The sequence below is a fragment of the Streptomyces sp. RLB3-17 genome (assembly GCF_007113425.2).
Taxonomy (GTDB): Bacteria; Actinomycetota; Actinomycetes; order Streptomycetales; family Streptomycetaceae; genus Streptomyces; species Streptomyces mirabilis_D.
Map to the genome: position 1 here is coordinate 5,078,841 of NZ_CP041610.2, position 15,865 is coordinate 5,094,705.

Consider the following 15,865-nt stretch of genomic DNA (forward strand, 5'->3'; position numbering starts at 1 on the left):
CAGCCACAGACCACCCGCAGACCTCCCACCCTCCGCAGACGGACGGCAACGCCGGCTACCTCCGCTTCCCCCATCTCAGCGGCGACCACCTCTGCTTCGCCGCCGAGGACGACCTGTGGATGGCCCCCCTCGACGCGCCGGGCCGCGCCTGGCGGCTCACCGTCGACCGGACCAAGGTCGGCCACCCCCGCTTCTCCCCCGACGGCCGGCTCATCGCGTACACGAGCTGGCGCAGCCTCGTGCCGGAGATCCATCTGGTGCCGGTGGACGGCGGCCCCTCCCGCCGGCTCACCTACTGGGGCAGCGCGGACACCCAGGTCTGCGGCTGGTCGCCACCCGACAAGGACGGGCACAGCGACATCCTCGCCGTCGCCTCCCACGGCCAGCCCTTCTCGTACTTCACCTGGGCCTACAAGGTCCCCACCGACGGCGACCCGGGCGGCGCGCTCCCCTGGGGCCCGGTCTCCGCCATCCAGGTCGCCGACCTCGACGGCGAGCACAAGACGCTCCTGCTCACCGGCACCCCGCCGCACGAACCCGCCGCCTGGAAGCGCTACCGGGGCGGCGCCACCGGCCGGCTCTGGCTGCACGGACGGCGACTGCTCGCCGATCTCGACGGCCACCTCGACTCCCCCATGTTCGTCGGCGGCCGTATCGCCTTCCTCTCCGACCACGAGGGCATCGGGAACCTGTACTCGTGCGCGTACGACGGCGGGGACCTGCGCCGCCACACCGACCACGACGCCTTCTACGCCCGGCACGCCTCCAGCGACGGCACCCGCGTCGTCTACCAGTGCGCCGGGGACCTGTGGATCGTCGACGACCTGTCCCCGGACTCGGTCCCGCGCCGCCTCGACGTCCGCCTCGGCGGTCCGCGCGCGGGACGCCGTACGTACCAGGTGCCCGCGGCGCAGCACGTGGACGGCATCTCGGTCGACGAGACGGGCCGGGCCAGCGCCGTCGTCGTACGCGGCAGCCTGCACTGGCTCACCCATCGCGACGGCCCCGCGCGCACCATCGCGGACACCCCCGGCGTACGCGTCCGGCTCCCCGAGATGCTCGGCTCCGGCGGCCGGATCGCCTACGTCACCGACGCGGACGGCGAGGACGCGGTCGAGATCGCCGTCCTCCCCCGGGCCTCCGGCCAGCGCGAGCCGCGCCGCCTCGCCTCCGGCGAGCTGGGGCGCGTACTGGAGATGGTCTCCGACCCGCAGGGCGAACGCCTCGCGATCGCCTCGAACGACGGACGCCTGCTGATCCTCGACGCGACGGAGGAGTCCGCCGGGGACACGTCCCCGTCCACGTCCCGGACGGAGCCCGAGGAAGCCTCCCCGACAGAACCCGACAGCACCACCTCGGAGCCGGAGCCCGAGGGCACCTCACGGACGGAGTCCGAGGAGACCTCGCAGACGGGGTCCGAGGAAGCCGCCAGGACAGAGCCCGGCGACACGTCGCCGACCGAGTCCGAGGAAGCCTCCGGGACCGACTCCGAGGACACCTCGCCGACCGGGGCCGAGGGAGGGGAGGTCACCGAGCTGATCACCTCGATCAACGGACCGGTCCGGGACCTCGCCTTCTCCCCGGACGGGGCCTGGCTGACCTGGTCGCACCCTGGGATCGGCCGCTCCCTGCGCCAGATCAAGATCGCGCGCATAAAGGACCGGCTCATCGTCGACGTCACCAACGGCCGCTTCGAGGACGAGAACCCCGTGTTCACCCGCGACGGCCGCTACCTCGCCTTCCTCTCCTGGCGCGGCTTCGACCCGGTGTACGACGTCCACACCGGCGACCTCTCCTTCCCGCTCGGCTGCCGCCCCTACCTCGTCCCCCTGTCCTCCGCCACCCCCTCCCCCTTCGCGCTCAACCCCGACGGGCGGCCGGTCGCCGGAGGCCTGGACCCGATCGAGGACGAGAGCGCGGACGGCGCGGTGAGCGTCGAACTGGAAGGCCTGGAGAGCCGGGTGACCCCCTTCCCGGTCACCGCCTCCAAGTACTCGGCGCTGTACCCGGTCGCGGGCGGCGGCCTGGTCTGGCTGCGCTGGCCGATCTCGGGGGCCCTCGGCGAGACCTTCGTCAACCCAGACGACACCTCGGGCCGGCCGACGCTGGAGTTCTTCAACATCAGCAAGGCGAAGAAGTCCGAACTCGTCCAGCACCTGGACTGGTTCGCGGTCAGCGGCGACGGCTCCCGGCTGGTCGTCGTGGACGAGGGCGACCTGCGAGCGGTCCCCTCGACCGAGGTCGGTGACTCCGACTCGACGGTCTGGATCGATCTGCGGCGCATCATCCACGAGGTGGACCCGCCCGCCGAATGGCGCCAGGCCTACGCGGAGGCGGGCCGCCTCACCCGCGCCTACTTCTGGGAACCCCACATGTGCGGCATCGACTGGGACGGTGTGCTCGCCCAGTACCGCCCGCTGGTCGAACGGGTCGCCTCCCCCGACGACTTCGCCGACCTCCTGCGCGAGGTCCTCGGCGAACTCGGCACCTCCCACGCCTACGTCGCCGCCGCCCGCCGCAACGAGGGCCCGGCCCAATACCAGCGCTGGCAGGGCCTGCTCGGCGCCAACTTCGTCCGGCGCGACGGCAGCTGGACGCTGAAGCGGATCCTTCCCGGCGACTCCTCCGACTCCAAGGCGCGCTCGCCGCTCGCCGGTACCGGCATCCGCGAGGGCGCGGTCCTCACCCACGTCGACGGCCGCCCGGTCGACCCGGTCACCGGCCCCTATCCCCTCCTCGCGGGCGCGGGCGGTACGACGGTGGAGCTCACGTTCACCCCCGAGGCGGGCGAGGGCCGCTCGCGCCGGGTGGCCGTGGTCCCGCTGATCGACGAGCGCCCCCTGCGCTACCAGGACTGGGTGGCCAAACGCCGCGAGGTCGTCCGGGAGTTGAGCGGGGGCCGGTGCGGCTACCTCCACATCCCCGACATGGGCGGCTCGGGCTGGGCCCAGTTCAACCGCGACCTGCGCCTGGAGGTCTCGCGCCCCGCGCTGATCGTCGACGTGCGCGGCAACGCGGGCGGCCACATCAGCGAACTCGTCGTGGAGACGCTCACCCGCACGATCCTCGGCTGGGACCTGACTCGCAACGCCCAGCCGGTGTCGTACGCCTCGAACGCCCCGCGCGGCCCGATCGTCGCCCTCGCCGACGAGGCGACCGCCTCCGACGGCGACATGATCACCGCCGCGTTCAAGCTGCTGAAGCTCGGCCCCGTCGTCGGCCAGCGCACCTGGGGCGGAGTCGTCGGCATGACCGGCCGCCACCGGCTCGGCGACGGCACGGTGATCACGGTGCCGATGAACGCGGCCTGGTTCGACGCGTACGGCTGGTCCGTCGAGAACCAGGGCGTCCCCCCGGACCTGGCGGTCCTGCGCACCCCCCTGGACTGGGCGGAGGGCCACCACACCGAGATGGACACCGCCATCCAACTGGCCCTCGACCTCCTGACCACCCACCACGCGGCCTCCCCACCCGACTACACAAACGCCCCCGACAGATCAAGACCAAAACTCCCCCCGAGATCTCAATAGCGGGAGGGGACAAGCGCCCTGAAGGGGCGCGGGGAACTGCGCGCCCGGCCACACAGAACCCGCACCGGACAACGCACCCCCGACGCCAACCAAAAGCGTGGGGCGCCCCCAACCAACAGGGGCGCCCCACAACTCGGCCTAAGCCGGCGCAGCGAACCGTCAGACGTCGTAGTCCTGGTCGAGCCGCTCCTTCGCCTCACGCTGCGTGCGCTCGGTCTCCGGGATCGTCCGGTCGCCCCTCTGCGGGGAGCGCTCACCCGACTGCGGGGAACGCGCACCCTGCTGCGAGGTGCGGGCACCCGGCTGCGGGGAGTGCTCGCCGGGACGGGCCTTCTCGTGGCCGATGTCCTGGCCCATCTTCTTCTTGCCCTGCTGCTTCATCTGCTCGGCCTTGTTCTGCATCTGGTCCTTCTTGCCCATGAGGTTTCACTCCCATTTGTGGGTGAGGGGGATCGGGCTCGACCAGACTTACACGCACGGACTACGCACGCATTTCGATCAGTCACTCACGGTGATATCCCCTGCTGGCGCTGCTCGTCGGCCGCCCCGCCGGCACCCACGAGCCCCGTACTCACGCCCTTGAGCCGCGGCTCGAACCGCCTCATCTCCCGTTGTCCGACCGCCCCGATGATCCCGGGGAGGTAGCCCCGGACGCCCTGCATCCCGCGCAGCCACCACTGTGCGTACACATGACTGGACCGCCGCTCGATCCCCGCGACGATGCGGTCGACGGCCGGCCCCAGCGGATACGTCTTGTTGGACGGCCACGGCAGCCGCTGCCTCAACTCCCGCATCACCTCGTCCTGATCGGCCCCGCGCACCATGTCGGTGTCGGTCCAGGACAGGTAGCCGACCCCGACCCGTACGCCCTTGTGGCCGACCTCGGCACGCAGGCTGTGCGCGTACGCCTCCACGCCCGACTTGGACGCGCAGTACGCCGTCATCATCGGCGCCGGGGTGATGGCCGCGAGCGAGGCGATCTGCAGCAGATACCCCCGGCTCTCCATGAGCACGGGCAGGAACGCCCGCGCGGTGACCGCCGATCCGATCAGGTTGACCTCGATGACCCGTCGCCAGGCGGCGGGATCGGACTCGACGAAGGGACCGCCGTTCGCCACACCGGCGTTGGCGACGACGATGTCGACCTTCCCGAACCGTTCCTTCACCTCGGCCGCGACCTGGGCCATCGCCTCGTGGTCGGTGACATCGGCGTGCCAGAAGCCGCTTTCGCCGTGCAGGCGGTCCGAGACCTGCTTGAGCGCGTCCGGCTCCAGGCCGACCAGCGCGACCTTGGCACCGCGCGCGGAGAGCTTACGGGCGAGGAGTTCACCGACGCCCCGCGCGGCCCCCGTGACGACCGCGACCTGCCCTTCCAGGCTCACCTTGGTCATGCGCTGCCCTCCTTGATCTCTGCGTAGGTGGAGACGAGTTCGCGTATGCGGGCGGTGACCAGTTCCGGCGCCTCCACCGGTGTCATGTGCCCGAGCCCGGTCAGTTCGGTGACGCCGACACAGTTCGGCAGGGTCGCGACCAGGGCGCGCGCGTGCACCACGGGCGTCAGTCGGTCCGCCGTACCCACCACCACGGCCGTCGGCACCGTCAACGCCCGCACGCCGTGGTCGAGATCGAGCAGGTCGAGCACCTTCGACCAGGCGTGCCGCACCGTGCGCGGACAGGCGTGCACGATCCGCGCGCACGCCTCCACCATGCCCGGCGACGAACCGGCGCCCATGGTCGCGTACTTGAGGATCCGCCGGGCGAGCGGTGTGACGGGCCCGAGCGGCGCGGCGGACCCGAGGATCCTCTTGGTCACCTGGGTCCGCAGCCACCCGGCCGGCATCGGCACCACCCGCGCCTCGGCCACCAGCCGCGAACTGCCCGTGCTGCACAGCAGGGCCGCCACCGCGTGCTCCTGGAAACGCGGCCGCGCCGAGGCCGCCATCAGCGTCATCCCGCCCATGGAGTGCCCGACGAGCACGGCCTTCTCGCCGGGCGCGAGCGTGGCCGCGAGCACGGCTTCCAGGTCGTCGGCGAGCGCGTCCGCGGTGCACGCCTCGCTCGCGGGACTGCGGCCGTGCCCGCGTTGGTCGTACGCGATCACCCGGTGGTCGACGGCGAGGTCCCGTATCTGCGCCGCCCAGAAGGCGGTCGAACAGGTCCAGCCGTGCGCGAGGACGACGACGGGCGCGGCCGGATTGTCCTCGGGTCCGTGCACCTCCACGTGCAACCGGGCGCCGTCGGCGGAGACGGCGGTCAGTTCGCGCGCGGGCGCGGGCGGCGCGTACGCCCCGTGCTCCACATGCGTCAGTCGACTCACGCTCCCGCCTCCACCTTCTTGGTGCCCTTTGTGCCGGAGTTCTTGGTGCGCGACTCGGGCGTGCTCGGCTTGGGGGCGCGCAGCACCTCGTACTCTCCCAGGTCCACCCGCCGGGTGGCGCTACGGAACTCGGTCGTCGTGCCGGGCCAGATGGTGGTGTTGCGGCCGTTCGCGTCGAGGTACCAGCTGGTGCAGCCGCCGGTGTTCCACACCGTGCGCAGCATCCGCTTCTGGACCTTGTCGTTCCAGCCCTCCACGGCGGCGGGGCGGGCGTCGAGAGCCGCGCGTCCGCCCAGGACGTCCAACTGCCGCACATAGTCGGCCATGTAGTTCAGCTGGGACTCGATCATCAGGATCATGCTGGAGTTCCCGAGCCCGGTGTTCGGACCGATGATCGTCATCCAGTTGGGGAACCCCGCCGCGGTGGCCCCGCGCAGCGACTTCATGCCGCCGCGCCACACCTCCGCGAGCGTCCTGCCCTCCGTTCCGACGACCCGGTCCGCGATCGGCATGTCGGTGACGTGGAAGCCCGTACCGAAGATGATCGCGTCGACCTCGGCCGTGCTGCCGTCGGCGGCGACGAGCGTGGAGCCGTCGATCTTGGCGAGCCCGGAGGCCACGACGTCGACGTTGGCCCGGGTGAGCGCCGGATAGTAGGTGTTGGAGAGCAGGATCCGCTTGCACCCGATCCGGTAGTCGGGGGTCAACTTGGCCCGCAGCGCCGGATCCCGGACGGCCCGCGCCATGTTCCGCCCGGCCAGCCGCTCGACGAGGCCGAGTTCGTCGGGACGCTTCGTGAACGCCTGGACCTGCAGCTCCCTGATCCCCCACAGCAGTCCGCGCCGGGCCTGTGTGGTGAAGGGCAGCTGCCTGTGCAGCCACCGTTCAGCGCCGGTGATGGCCCGGTCGACCCGGGGCATCACCCACGGCGGCGTGCGCTGGAAGAGGGTCAGCCGGGACACGTCGGGCTGGATGGCGGGCACGATCTGGATGGCGGAGGCGCCCGTGCCGATCATGGCGACGCGCTTGCCGCGCAGGTCGTAGTCGTGGTCCCAGCGGGCCGAGTGGAAGACCTTGCCGGGGAAGGAGTCGATCCCCGGTATGTCGGGGATCTTGGGGTCGGAGAGCGGTCCGGTCGCGGACACGACGACATCGGCGGTGAGGAAGCCACGGCTGGTCTCGATCCCCCACCGGAGCTTCTCCTGGTCCCACGTCATCATCTTCACCTCGGAGTCGAAGCGCAGATGCGGGCGCAGCCCGAAGACGTCGGTGACGTGCTCCAGATAGGCCCGGATGTGCTCCTGTCCCGAGAAGGTGCGCGGCCAGTCGGGGTGGGGCGCGAACGAGAACGAGTACAGGTGTGAGGGCACGTCACAGGCGCACCCCGGATAACTGTTGTCCCGCCACGTACCCCCGACGCTTCCGGCCCGTTCCAGGACGACGAAGTCGGTGATCCCTTCGCGGCGCAGCCGCACCGCGGCCCCCAGACCGCCGAACCCGGACCCGATCACCGCGACGCGCACATGCTCGTGCTCGGTCATCCCGACCATCCCACGCCTCCCTAGCCGCCCGACTCTGCCAGTGAACACTGGCGCAATGGGAGCGTAGAGCAGCTCCGTACTGATGGGTAGGGTTGCGACCACGAAAGTTACCGACGGTACGACGTAGGGTTTCGCACGTGGCGGAGAAGCGTGAGTACCGGATGGAGGAGCTGGCCAAGGAGGCCGGCATCACCGTGCGCACCCTGCGCTTCTACCGGGAGCGCAAGCTGATACCGCCGCCCCGCCGCGAGGGCCGTATCGCCTGGTACGACCACACACACCTGGCCCGCCTGCGCACGATCTCGGCGCTGCTGGAACGCGGCCACACCCTCAACGGCATCGCGGAGCTGGCCGAGGCCTTCGACCACGGCCGTGACGTCGGTGAACTCCTCGGCCTGGGCGAGCCCACGGAGGAGACCCCCGTCCGCCTCTCCCCCGAGGAACTCGCCGACGTCTTCGCCGGCCAGGCCACCCCGGAGAACCTCGCCGCGGCCCTCGACCTCGGCTATCTCGGCACCGACGGCGGCGAGATCGTCCACATCAGCCGCCGTCTGCTCGACGTCTCGGCGGCCCTGGTCCGCGAGGGCATCCCCCTGGCCGACGTCCTCACCGCCGCCCGCCGCGTCCGCGACCACGCCGACGCCCTCGCCGACCTCTTCGCCGGCATCGTCCTCACGGAGAACCGCACCACCGAAGACCTCAAACGCCTACGCCCCCTGGCGAAGAGCGTGGTGGAGGCCGAACTGTCGATGGCTCTGGACCGGCGGCTGCGGGACTACAGCTCGTAGACGACCGTCACCGGCGGCTGCGGGGCTACAGCTTGTAGACGACCGTCACCGGCGCATGGTCGGACCAGCGCTCCGCGTGCGTCGCCGCCCGCTCCACGAACCCCTTCACGGCCTTGCCCGCGAGCCCCGGCGTCGAGACGTGGTAGTCGATGCGCCATCCGCTGTCGTTGTCGAAGGCCCGTCCCCGGTACGACCACCACGAGTACGGCCCCTCGACGTCCGGGTGCAGCGCCCGTACGACGTCGACGTACCCGCCGTCGTCCGCGTCCAGGACCCGTCCCAGCCACGCGCGCTCCTCGGGCAGGAAGCCGGAGTTCTTCTTGTTGGCACGCCAGTTCTTGAGGTCGGCCTCCTGGTGGGCGATGTTCCAGTCGCCGCAGACGACGACCTCGCGCCCGTCGGCGGCGGCGCGCTCGCGCAGCTCCTTCAGGTGGGCGAGGAACTCGTCCATGAACCGGACCTTCTCGTCCTGTCGTTCGGTTCCGACCTCGCCGGAGGGCAGGTAGAGGCTGGCGACGGTGACACCGGGGAGGTCGGCCTCGACGTAGCGTCCACTGGAGTCGAACTCCTCGGACCCGAACCCGATCCGCACCCGGTCGGGCTCGCGCCGGGTGTACAGGGAGACGCCCGCGCGCCCCTTGGCCGCCGCGGGGGCGTGCACGACGTGCCACCCCTCCGGCGCCCGCACCTCCTCGGGCAGCTGCCCGGGCTCTGCCCGCACCTCCTGAAGGCACAGCACGTCCGCGGAGGTCTCGGCGAGCCACTCCACGAAGCCCTTCTTCGCGGCGGCCCGGAGCCCGTTCACATTCACCGAGGTAACAGTCAGCACCCGGGCACGATACTTAATCCATTCCACCCAGAGGGTGCATAGATGTACGATACCCCGCATGAGTATCCGTCCGGTCCCGTACGACCACCCCGACGCCGTCAAGCTCAACGACCAGGTGCAGGCCGAATACGCCGAGCGCTACGGCGATGAGGGCGATGTCACACCGCTCGACGCGTCGATGTTCAAGCCGCCGCTCGGCCTGTACCTCCTCGCCTACGACGAGCGGGACCGCCCGATCGCGTCCGGCGGCTGGCGCGGCCAGGACAGGAACGACGAGGGGTACGCGGACGGCGACGCCGAGCTCAAGCGCATGTACGTGACCCCGGAGGCCCGCGGTCTCGGCCTCGCCCGCCGCATCCTGGCCGCCCTGGAGGACGACGCCCGTGCGGCCGGCCGCACCCGCATGGTCCTGGAGACCGGCGCCAAGCAGCCCGAGGCGGTCGCCCTCTACCTCTCCAGCGGCTACGAGCCCTGTGCCAAGTTCGGCTACTACCGCTTCCACGAACTGAGCCTCTGCTACGCCAAGCCGCTGACCATTCAGTGAACGAGAGAGTGCGGCCGAACAGGCAAGAACCCCGCCGGACGAATCCGACGGGGTTCTGAATTGCAGTGGACCTGAGGGGATTTGAACCCCTGGCCCCCTCGATGCGAACGAGGTGCGCTACCGGACTGCGCCACAGGCCCTTGCAACGAGTGAAACTCTAGCATCCCCGTCGGGGTGCTTGGAAATCCGTTCCTGGCAGGTCAGCCGGGGCTCCAGAGCACCTGGTCATTCGTTGGCGGCGCGCGGCCGTTCGCCGTCCTCGTACTGGTCGAACAGCGGAGTGCGACCGCGCTCACGGGCCCGCCGGGCGGACGCGGCGCGCCGGGCGTCACTGCGACCGTCGTCGGCGGCCTCGGCCGTCTCGGCGGCTTCGTGGCCCTCCTCGGCGGCGGGCTCCGCCTCCGGCTCGCTCGGCTCGGCGGCGCTGGAGCGCGCCGAGCTCCACGCGTCCGGCGCCCCCAGATCGACACTGGACGTGGCCCGGGGCGCGACCGGCGCGGTCACGTACGTAGGCAGCGGAACCGGCACCGGGTCCCAGCTGTCACCCCGGCCGGGGCCCCGCTGACGCTCACGCTGCTGGTCGACCCACTCGGCGTGGTCGGTCTGCTCGACGAGGGCGCGGCGGTCGGCCGCGAGCGCGGACAGACCGGGGTCGGTCTCCGGCTCGGGGCTGTCGTCGGGCTCGTCGGCGCCGGGGTCGAGGGTGGGCCGCCGGCGCGGCTGCCGCTCCCTGAGCCGCTGCGCCGCGGCCTCGGCCCGGCGCCGGTCCATGGTGTACGTGAAGCGCCGTCGCTCCTGGGCGCGCAGGTACACGATGTACGAGCTCAGCATCACGGCGGGCACGCCGGGCGCCCACAGGAACGCGAGCCCCCCGACGGCCGCCACGATCGCGCCGAACGTGAAGGCGAGGAAGAGCATCACGGTCGTACGCCGTCGGCGCGCGAGCACCTTCGAGCGCCGGGCGCGCGCCGCGGCCTCCGCCGCGGAGGCCCGCCGCGCGGCCGGAACCCTGGAGGGCCTGGAGTGGGCCGAACCCGATCGTGAATCCGATCCCGAGCCGGATCCCGGGCCCGATCCCGAGTTCGGCTCGGGTTGGGCCGACTGCTGCGGCACCGCCCGGCCGACGGCCGGGGAACCCTGTGGGGCACCCTGCCGGGCGGCGGCCTGTGGCGCCTGCTGCGGTTCGGGCTGGGCGGGCGGCGGGAGTTGGGCCTTGGTCTGCTGCCGGACCGGAGGCATGGCGAAGGACCGGACGTCCACCGAATCGGTGACGGCGTCCGGCTCGGCGCTGGGCTCCCCCTCTTCGGCGGAGCGCGCCCGCAGGTCCTTGGCGTACCGGCGCTCCATTCCCGCCCGTCCGGACAGCAGCCGGATGGCGGTGCTGAAGCGTTCCGTCGGACGGGCTTCGTTCAGCTCGTCCTGCCTACGGAGCCACATCGGCACCAAGTAGGCGGCCCAGGCCCCGACGATGACTGCGTAGATGAGGCCGCTGCTGCTCACGTCTCACACGGTAGAGGGGTTTGCATGAGGCCATCTGCCAATTCGGCCGGTGTGTCGCACGATCCGGCTGATATTTCGAGCTTTTTTTGTGACCGATGCGATCAGCAGGCCGCAGGGAGCGCGAATTTAATGCCCCGAGCCGATCACGCACCGATCAATTTCGAACATACATTTCATTTACTGAGTGCCGGGCTTGCTCTGGTTCTCCGAACGGGCCTGCATCGATCGTGCCCGCCGCCAACGCCCCAACAACCCCTCCGGCACCTCTTCCGCGGTGAGCGCGAAGACAAGGTGGTCCCGCCAGGCCCCGTCGATGTGCAGATAGCGCGGCCTGAGCCCTTCCTCGCGGAATCCGAGTTTCTCCACCACGCGGCGGCTCGGCCCGTTCTCCGGGCGAATGCAGACTTCGATGCGGTGCAGTCCGACCGTGCGGAAGCAGTGGTCGGTCACCATCGCCACGGCCGTCGGCATCACTCCGCGCCCCGCCACCGACTGGTCCACCCAGTAGCCGATGTGCCCGGAGCACATCGATCCCCAGGTGATCCCGGCGACGGTCAGCTGCCCGACCAGACGGCCCTGGTACTCGATGACGAAGGGCAGCATCCGGCCCGCGTTGGCCTCGGCGCGCAGATGCCGGACCATCTGACGGTAGGTCGGCCGGTGCGCTATCGGACCGCTGGGCGTGGGGGGCGGGATCGTCGCCTCCCAGGGCCGCAGCCAGTCCCGGTTGCGCCGGTTCACCTCGCGCCAGGCCCGCTGGTCGCGCACCTTTATCGGCCGAAGGACGACATCGCCGTCCACCAGCTCGACGGGCCAGGATGGGCTGTTCAGCTCGCACCCCCACTGCCGCTGGGTCTGGGGTGGTCGCCGCCACGGATCTGGTCGACGGCGTGGATCAGAAGGGGCTCCAGAACGGCCAGGCCGTCCTTCACCCCGCCGGTGGAACCCGGCAGGTTGACGATCAACGTCCGTCCCGCGACTCCGGCGAGCCCGCGGGACAGCGCCGCCGTGGGCACCTTCTCTCTCCCGAACGCCCTGATGGCCTCGGGAATGCCCGGCACCTCGTGATCGAGTACGCGCCGGGTCGCCTCGGGCGTCCGGTCGGTGGGCGAGATCCCCGTACCGCCCGTCGTCACGATCACGTCGTACCCGGCGTCGACGCCCGCGCGCAGTGCCGCTTCCACGGGGTCGCCGTCCGGCACCACCCGGGGGCCGTCGACCTCGAAGCCGTACGCCGTGAGGCCCTCGGCGATCAGGGGGCCGCCCTTGTCCTCGTAGACCCCCGCGGCGGCCCTGTTCGAGGCCGTGACCACGAGCGCGCGGTACGACGGTGCCGTCATGTCCGGCTCCAGTCGCCCGACTTTCCGCCCGTCTTCTCTTCCACCCGTACGTCCGTGATGACCGCCCCCTTGTCGACCGCCTTGACCATGTCGATCACGGTGAGGGCCGCCACGCTGACCGCGGTGAGGGCCTCCATCTCGACGCCCGTACGGTCAGTGGTCTTCACGGTGGCGAGGATCTCTACGGCGTCGTCCGCGACCGACAGATCAAGCTTGACACCCGAGACCGACAACGGGTGACAGAGCGGGATCAGATCCGGGGTGCGCTTGGCGCCCATGATGCCCGCGATGCGCGCGGTGGCCAGGGCGTCGCCCTTGGGGACGCCCTCACCGCGCAACAGTTCGATCACACGGGGCGAGACCAGGACACGGCCGCTGGCGCGGGCGGTGCGCGCGGTCACGTCCTTCCCGGAGACGTCGACCATGCGGGCGGCGCCCGCCTCGTCGATGTGGGTCAGTCGGTCCTGCGTACTCATGTCTGCGCGGCGCTCCCGGTCGGGCCTCTTGTGCGCGACACGGTACCGCCACTCGGGGCACTCAGCCGAGCAGGACCACTTCGACCTCGGTGCCGGGCTCGACCGAGGTGACGTCCTCGGGCACGACGATCAGCGCGTCGGCATGGGCGAGGGCCGCGACCAGGTGGGATCCGGCACCTCCGACCGGGGTCACCTTTCCGTCGGCGTACCTCCCGCGCAGGAACTGCCGGCGGCCGTCCGGCGAGGTCAGCGCCTTGTCCGTCTCCAGGGTCGCCCTGGTGGTGGGGCGGTGGATGTCGCCCAGGCCCGACAGGGTGCGGATCGCGGGGCGGACGAACAGCTCGAAGGAGACGTACGACGAGACGGGGTTGCCGGGGAGCGCGAGCAGCGGGGTGTGCTCGGGGCCGATCGTGCCGAAGCCCTGGGGCTTGCCGGGCTGCATGGCGAGCTTGCGGAAGTCGATGCCGCTGCCCTCCTCGTCCTCGTCGCCCACCGAGGACAGGGCTTCCTTGACGACGTCGTAGGCGCCGACGCTGACGCCGCCCGTGGTGACCACCAGGTCCGCGCGGATGAGCTGGTCCTCGATGGTGGCGCGAAGCGTCTCGGCGTCGTCGGCGACCGCGCCCACCCGGTAGGCGATGGCCCCGGCCTCACGGGCGGCGGCGCACAGCGCGAAGCTGTTGGAGTCGTAGATCTGGCCGCTGCCCAACGGCTCGTCGGGCTGGACGAGTTCGCTGCCGGTGGACAGGACGACCACCCGCGGGCGCGGGCGCACGCGCACGGTGCCGCGGCCGATGGCGGCGAGCAAGCCGATCTGCGGCGGGCCGAGGATCGTGCCTGCTTCGAGGGCGCGGTCCCCCGCCTTCACGTCGCTGCCCTTCGCGCGCACATGCGCGCGTGCCTCGGCCGGGCGGTGGACGTGCACCTGGCCGGAGGCGCCGTCGGGGGCCGCACTGCGGGCTCGCATCCCGGAGACGGGACCCTCCCCCAGGCCGCCGTCGGTCCACTCCACCGGGACGACGGCCTCGGCGCCGGGCGGCAGCGGGGCGCCGGTCATGATGCGGGCGGCCTCACCGGGGCCCACATGGGGCTGCTCGCCCTGGCCGGCCGCGACATCGCCGACGACCGTGAGGACCGCCGGGTACTCCTCGCTCGCGCCCGCGACATCGGCGACCCGGACCGCGTACCCGTCCATCGAGCTGTTGTCGAACGGCGGCAGGGAGACCGGCACCGTGACGTCCTCGACCAGGACACAGCCCTGGGCGTCGAGGAGTTGCAGCTCGATGGGTTCGAGAGGGCGAACGGTCGCGAGGATGTCCTCCAGGTGCTCGGTCACCGACCAGAGGTGGTCCTGGCCGGTGACACGGGTCGCGGCGCTGCTCAAATTCCTACATCTCCTCGGCTACGTAACTGCGAAGCCAGGTCCGGAAGTCCGGGCCCAGGTCCTCACGTTCGCACGCGAGCCTGACAATGGCACGCAGGTAGTCGCCGCGGTCGCCGGTGTCATAGCGGCGGCCCTTGAAGACGACGCCGTGCACGGGGCCGCCGACCTTCTCGTCCTGCGCGAGCTGCTGGAGGGCGTCGGTGAGCTGGATCTCGCCGCCGCGGCCCGGCTCGGTCTTGCGGAGTATGTCGAAGATGTGCGGGTCGAGGACATAGCGCCCGATGATCGCGTAGTTGCTGGGCGCGTCCACCGGGTCCGGCTTCTCGACCAGGCCCGTCACCTTGACGAGGTCACCCTCGCCGGTGGTCTCGACGGCCGCGCACCCGTAGAGGTGGATCTGCTCGGGCTCGACCTCCATGAGCGCGATGACGCTGCCGCCGTGCTGCTCCTGGACCTCGACCATGCGGGCGAGGAGGGGGTCGCGGGGGTCGATCAGGTCGTCGCCGAGGAGCACGGCGAAGGGCTCGTGGCCGACGTGCGGCGCCGCACACAGGACGGCGTGGCCGAGGCCCTTGGGGTCGCCCTGGCGCACGTAGTGCATGGTGGCCAGGTCGCTGGACTCCTGGACCTTGGCGAGCCGGCTGGCGTCGCCCTTCTTCTGAAGGGCGGACTCCAGCTCATAATTGCGGTCGAAGTGGTCTTCGAGGGGGCGCTTGTTGCGGCCCGTGATCATCAGGACGTCATCGAGACCCGCCGACACGGCCTCTTCGACCACGTACTGGATCGCCGGCTTGTCGACGACCGGCAGCATCTCTTTGGGAGTGGCTTTGGTGGCCGGCAGGAACCGGGTTCCGAGGCCTGCTGCGGGGATGACAGCCTTGCTGATCCTGGGGTGCGACTCAGTCATGCGCGTAACCATATCCGGTGGCTATGAGCGCAATCTGTTGGTCCCGTTAAATAGCTCTCATATGAGCGCATAAGGAACGGTACGGAGTGAGCTGTGAGCCACGTGGGACGTGCGGCAGAGCCTGACAAGCGAATGTTGCGGCGAGGATTCCTCGCGGTGAGAAGCAGGTTGACACCTTACGACCTGCGGGAATCCGCCGGGGCCCTGGCCCTGCGGGCGCTGGAGCTGCCGGAGCTGGCGCACGCGCGCACGGTGGCCGCGTACGTCTCCGTGGGGAGCGAGCCGGGCACCCTCGCGCTCCTGGACGCGCTCCACGCGCGCGGGGTGCGCGTGCTGCTGCCGGTCCTGCTGGCGGACAACGACCTGGACTGGGGCGCGTACGCCGGAGGGGGCTCTCTGGAGCGTGTCCAACACGGCGGCAGGATGGCTCTCTTGGAGCCGGCGGGCGAGCGGCTCGGCCCCGAGGCCGTCCAGGAGGCCGACGCCGTCCTGCTGCCCGGCCTTGCCGTGGACCGGCGCGGAATGCGTCTGGGGCGCGGCGGCGGCTCGTACGACCGCGTGCTGGCCCGCCTGGAGCGCGCGGGGGCCGATCCCGCGCTGGTGGTGCTGCTGTACGACGCGGAGGTCGTCGAGCACGTCCCGGCGGAACCTCACGACCGTCCCGTACACGCGGTGGTGACGCCTTCGGGGGTGCGCCGCTTCGGCTGAC

At 71.2% G+C, this 15,865-nt stretch carries 15 protein-coding genes and 1 tRNA gene; 4 read left to right on the forward strand and 12 right to left on the reverse strand.

The features are described 5' to 3' along the window. Positions 1–119 precede the first annotated feature (119 nt). A complete protein-coding gene (locus tag FNV62_RS23045; RefSeq protein ID WP_225900859.1) occupies positions 120–3,530 on the forward strand; it encodes a S41 family peptidase in 3,411 nt (1,136 codons plus the stop codon). Between the two features lie 159 nt (positions 3,531–3,689). Here FNV62_RS23045 and FNV62_RS23050 read toward each other — a convergent pair whose 3' ends face one another. The 4 genes from FNV62_RS23050 to FNV62_RS23065 all read right to left on the reverse strand — a co-directional run bounded on the left by FNV62_RS23050 (position 3,690) and on the right by FNV62_RS23065 (position 7,388). Continuing rightward, complete coding sequence (locus tag FNV62_RS23050) at positions 3,690–3,950, reverse strand: hypothetical protein (RefSeq protein WP_097285082.1); 261 nt, start codon at positions 3,948–3,950, stop codon at positions 3,690–3,692. Positions 3,951–4,036: 86 nt separating this feature from the next. Further along, complete coding sequence (locus FNV62_RS23055) at positions 4,037–4,921, reverse strand: SDR family oxidoreductase (protein ID WP_097285083.1); 885 nt, start codon at positions 4,919–4,921, stop codon at positions 4,037–4,039. Then, complete coding sequence (locus FNV62_RS23060) at positions 4,918–5,847, reverse strand: alpha/beta fold hydrolase (RefSeq protein WP_054233067.1); 930 nt, start codon at positions 5,845–5,847, stop codon at positions 4,918–4,920. The genes FNV62_RS23055 and FNV62_RS23060 overlap by 4 nt, the downstream gene beginning before the upstream one ends. Further along, positions 5,844–7,388, reverse strand: coding sequence for a flavin-containing monooxygenase (locus FNV62_RS23065; RefSeq protein WP_143605440.1), 1,545 nt, complete (start codon positions 7,386–7,388; stop codon positions 5,844–5,846). Before FNV62_RS23065 ends, FNV62_RS23060 begins: the two co-directional genes overlap by 4 nt. A 161-nt stretch (positions 7,389–7,549) precedes the next feature. Here FNV62_RS23065 and FNV62_RS23070 point away from each other — a divergent pair, with 161 nt between their 5' ends. Continuing rightward, a complete protein-coding gene (locus FNV62_RS23070) occupies positions 7,550–8,176 on the forward strand; it encodes a MerR family transcriptional regulator (protein WP_054233152.1) in 627 nt (208 codons plus the stop codon). A 25-nt stretch (positions 8,177–8,201) separates the two neighbouring features. Here FNV62_RS23070 and FNV62_RS23075 read toward each other — a convergent pair whose 3' ends face one another. Further along, positions 8,202–9,005 carry an exodeoxyribonuclease III gene (locus tag FNV62_RS23075; protein ID WP_097285084.1) on the reverse strand — a complete coding sequence of 268 codons (804 nt, stop codon included), beginning with the start codon at positions 9,003–9,005 and terminating at the stop codon, positions 8,202–8,204. Positions 9,006–9,063: 58 nt separating this feature from the next. On the opposite strand from FNV62_RS23075, the gene FNV62_RS23080 reads away from it, so the two are divergent. Next, on the forward strand, positions 9,064–9,549 hold the full coding sequence (locus FNV62_RS23080) for a GNAT family N-acetyltransferase (RefSeq protein WP_097285085.1): 486 nt from the start codon (positions 9,064–9,066) through the stop codon (positions 9,547–9,549). Between the two features lie 66 nt (positions 9,550–9,615). On the opposite strand, the gene FNV62_RS23085 is transcribed toward FNV62_RS23080, so the two are convergent. From FNV62_RS23085 to galU, 7 genes are all read right to left on the reverse strand, one after another. After that, positions 9,616–9,689 (reverse strand) — tRNA-Ala (locus tag FNV62_RS23085). Positions 9,690–9,774: 85 nt separating this feature from the next. Continuing rightward, positions 9,775–11,049, reverse strand: coding sequence for a gephyrin-like molybdotransferase receptor GlpR (glpR, locus tag FNV62_RS23090; RefSeq protein WP_143601915.1), 1,275 nt, complete (start codon positions 11,047–11,049; stop codon positions 9,775–9,777). Between the two features lie 177 nt (positions 11,050–11,226). Further along, complete coding sequence (locus tag FNV62_RS23095; protein WP_054233071.1) at positions 11,227–11,880, reverse strand: GNAT family N-acetyltransferase; 654 nt, start codon at positions 11,878–11,880, stop codon at positions 11,227–11,229. After that, positions 11,877–12,389: a molybdenum cofactor biosynthesis protein B gene (locus FNV62_RS23100; RefSeq protein ID WP_054233072.1), complete on the reverse strand. Its 513-nt coding sequence runs from the start codon at positions 12,387–12,389 to the stop codon at positions 11,877–11,879. Before FNV62_RS23100 ends, FNV62_RS23095 begins: the two co-directional genes overlap by 4 nt. Beyond that, positions 12,386–12,865: a cyclic pyranopterin monophosphate synthase MoaC gene (moaC, locus tag FNV62_RS23105; RefSeq protein WP_054233073.1), complete on the reverse strand. Its 480-nt coding sequence runs from the start codon at positions 12,863–12,865 to the stop codon at positions 12,386–12,388. The genes FNV62_RS23100 and moaC overlap by 4 nt, the downstream gene beginning before the upstream one ends. 61 nt (positions 12,866–12,926) lie before the next feature. Beyond that, entirely contained in the window at positions 12,927–14,249 is a 1,323-nt protein-coding gene (glp, locus tag FNV62_RS23110) for a gephyrin-like molybdotransferase Glp (protein WP_143601916.1), read from the reverse strand. 4 nt (positions 14,250–14,253) lie between these two features. After that, positions 14,254–15,156 carry a UTP--glucose-1-phosphate uridylyltransferase GalU gene (gene galU, locus FNV62_RS23115; RefSeq protein ID WP_054233075.1) on the reverse strand — a complete coding sequence of 301 codons (903 nt, stop codon included), beginning with the start codon at positions 15,154–15,156 and terminating at the stop codon, positions 14,254–14,256. Between the two features lie 132 nt (positions 15,157–15,288). Between galU and FNV62_RS23120 the strand changes: the two genes are divergently transcribed. Continuing rightward, a complete protein-coding gene (locus FNV62_RS23120) occupies positions 15,289–15,864 on the forward strand; it encodes a 5-formyltetrahydrofolate cyclo-ligase (protein ID WP_143608357.1) in 576 nt (191 codons plus the stop codon). The last annotated feature ends 1 nt before the right edge of the window (position 15,865 follow it).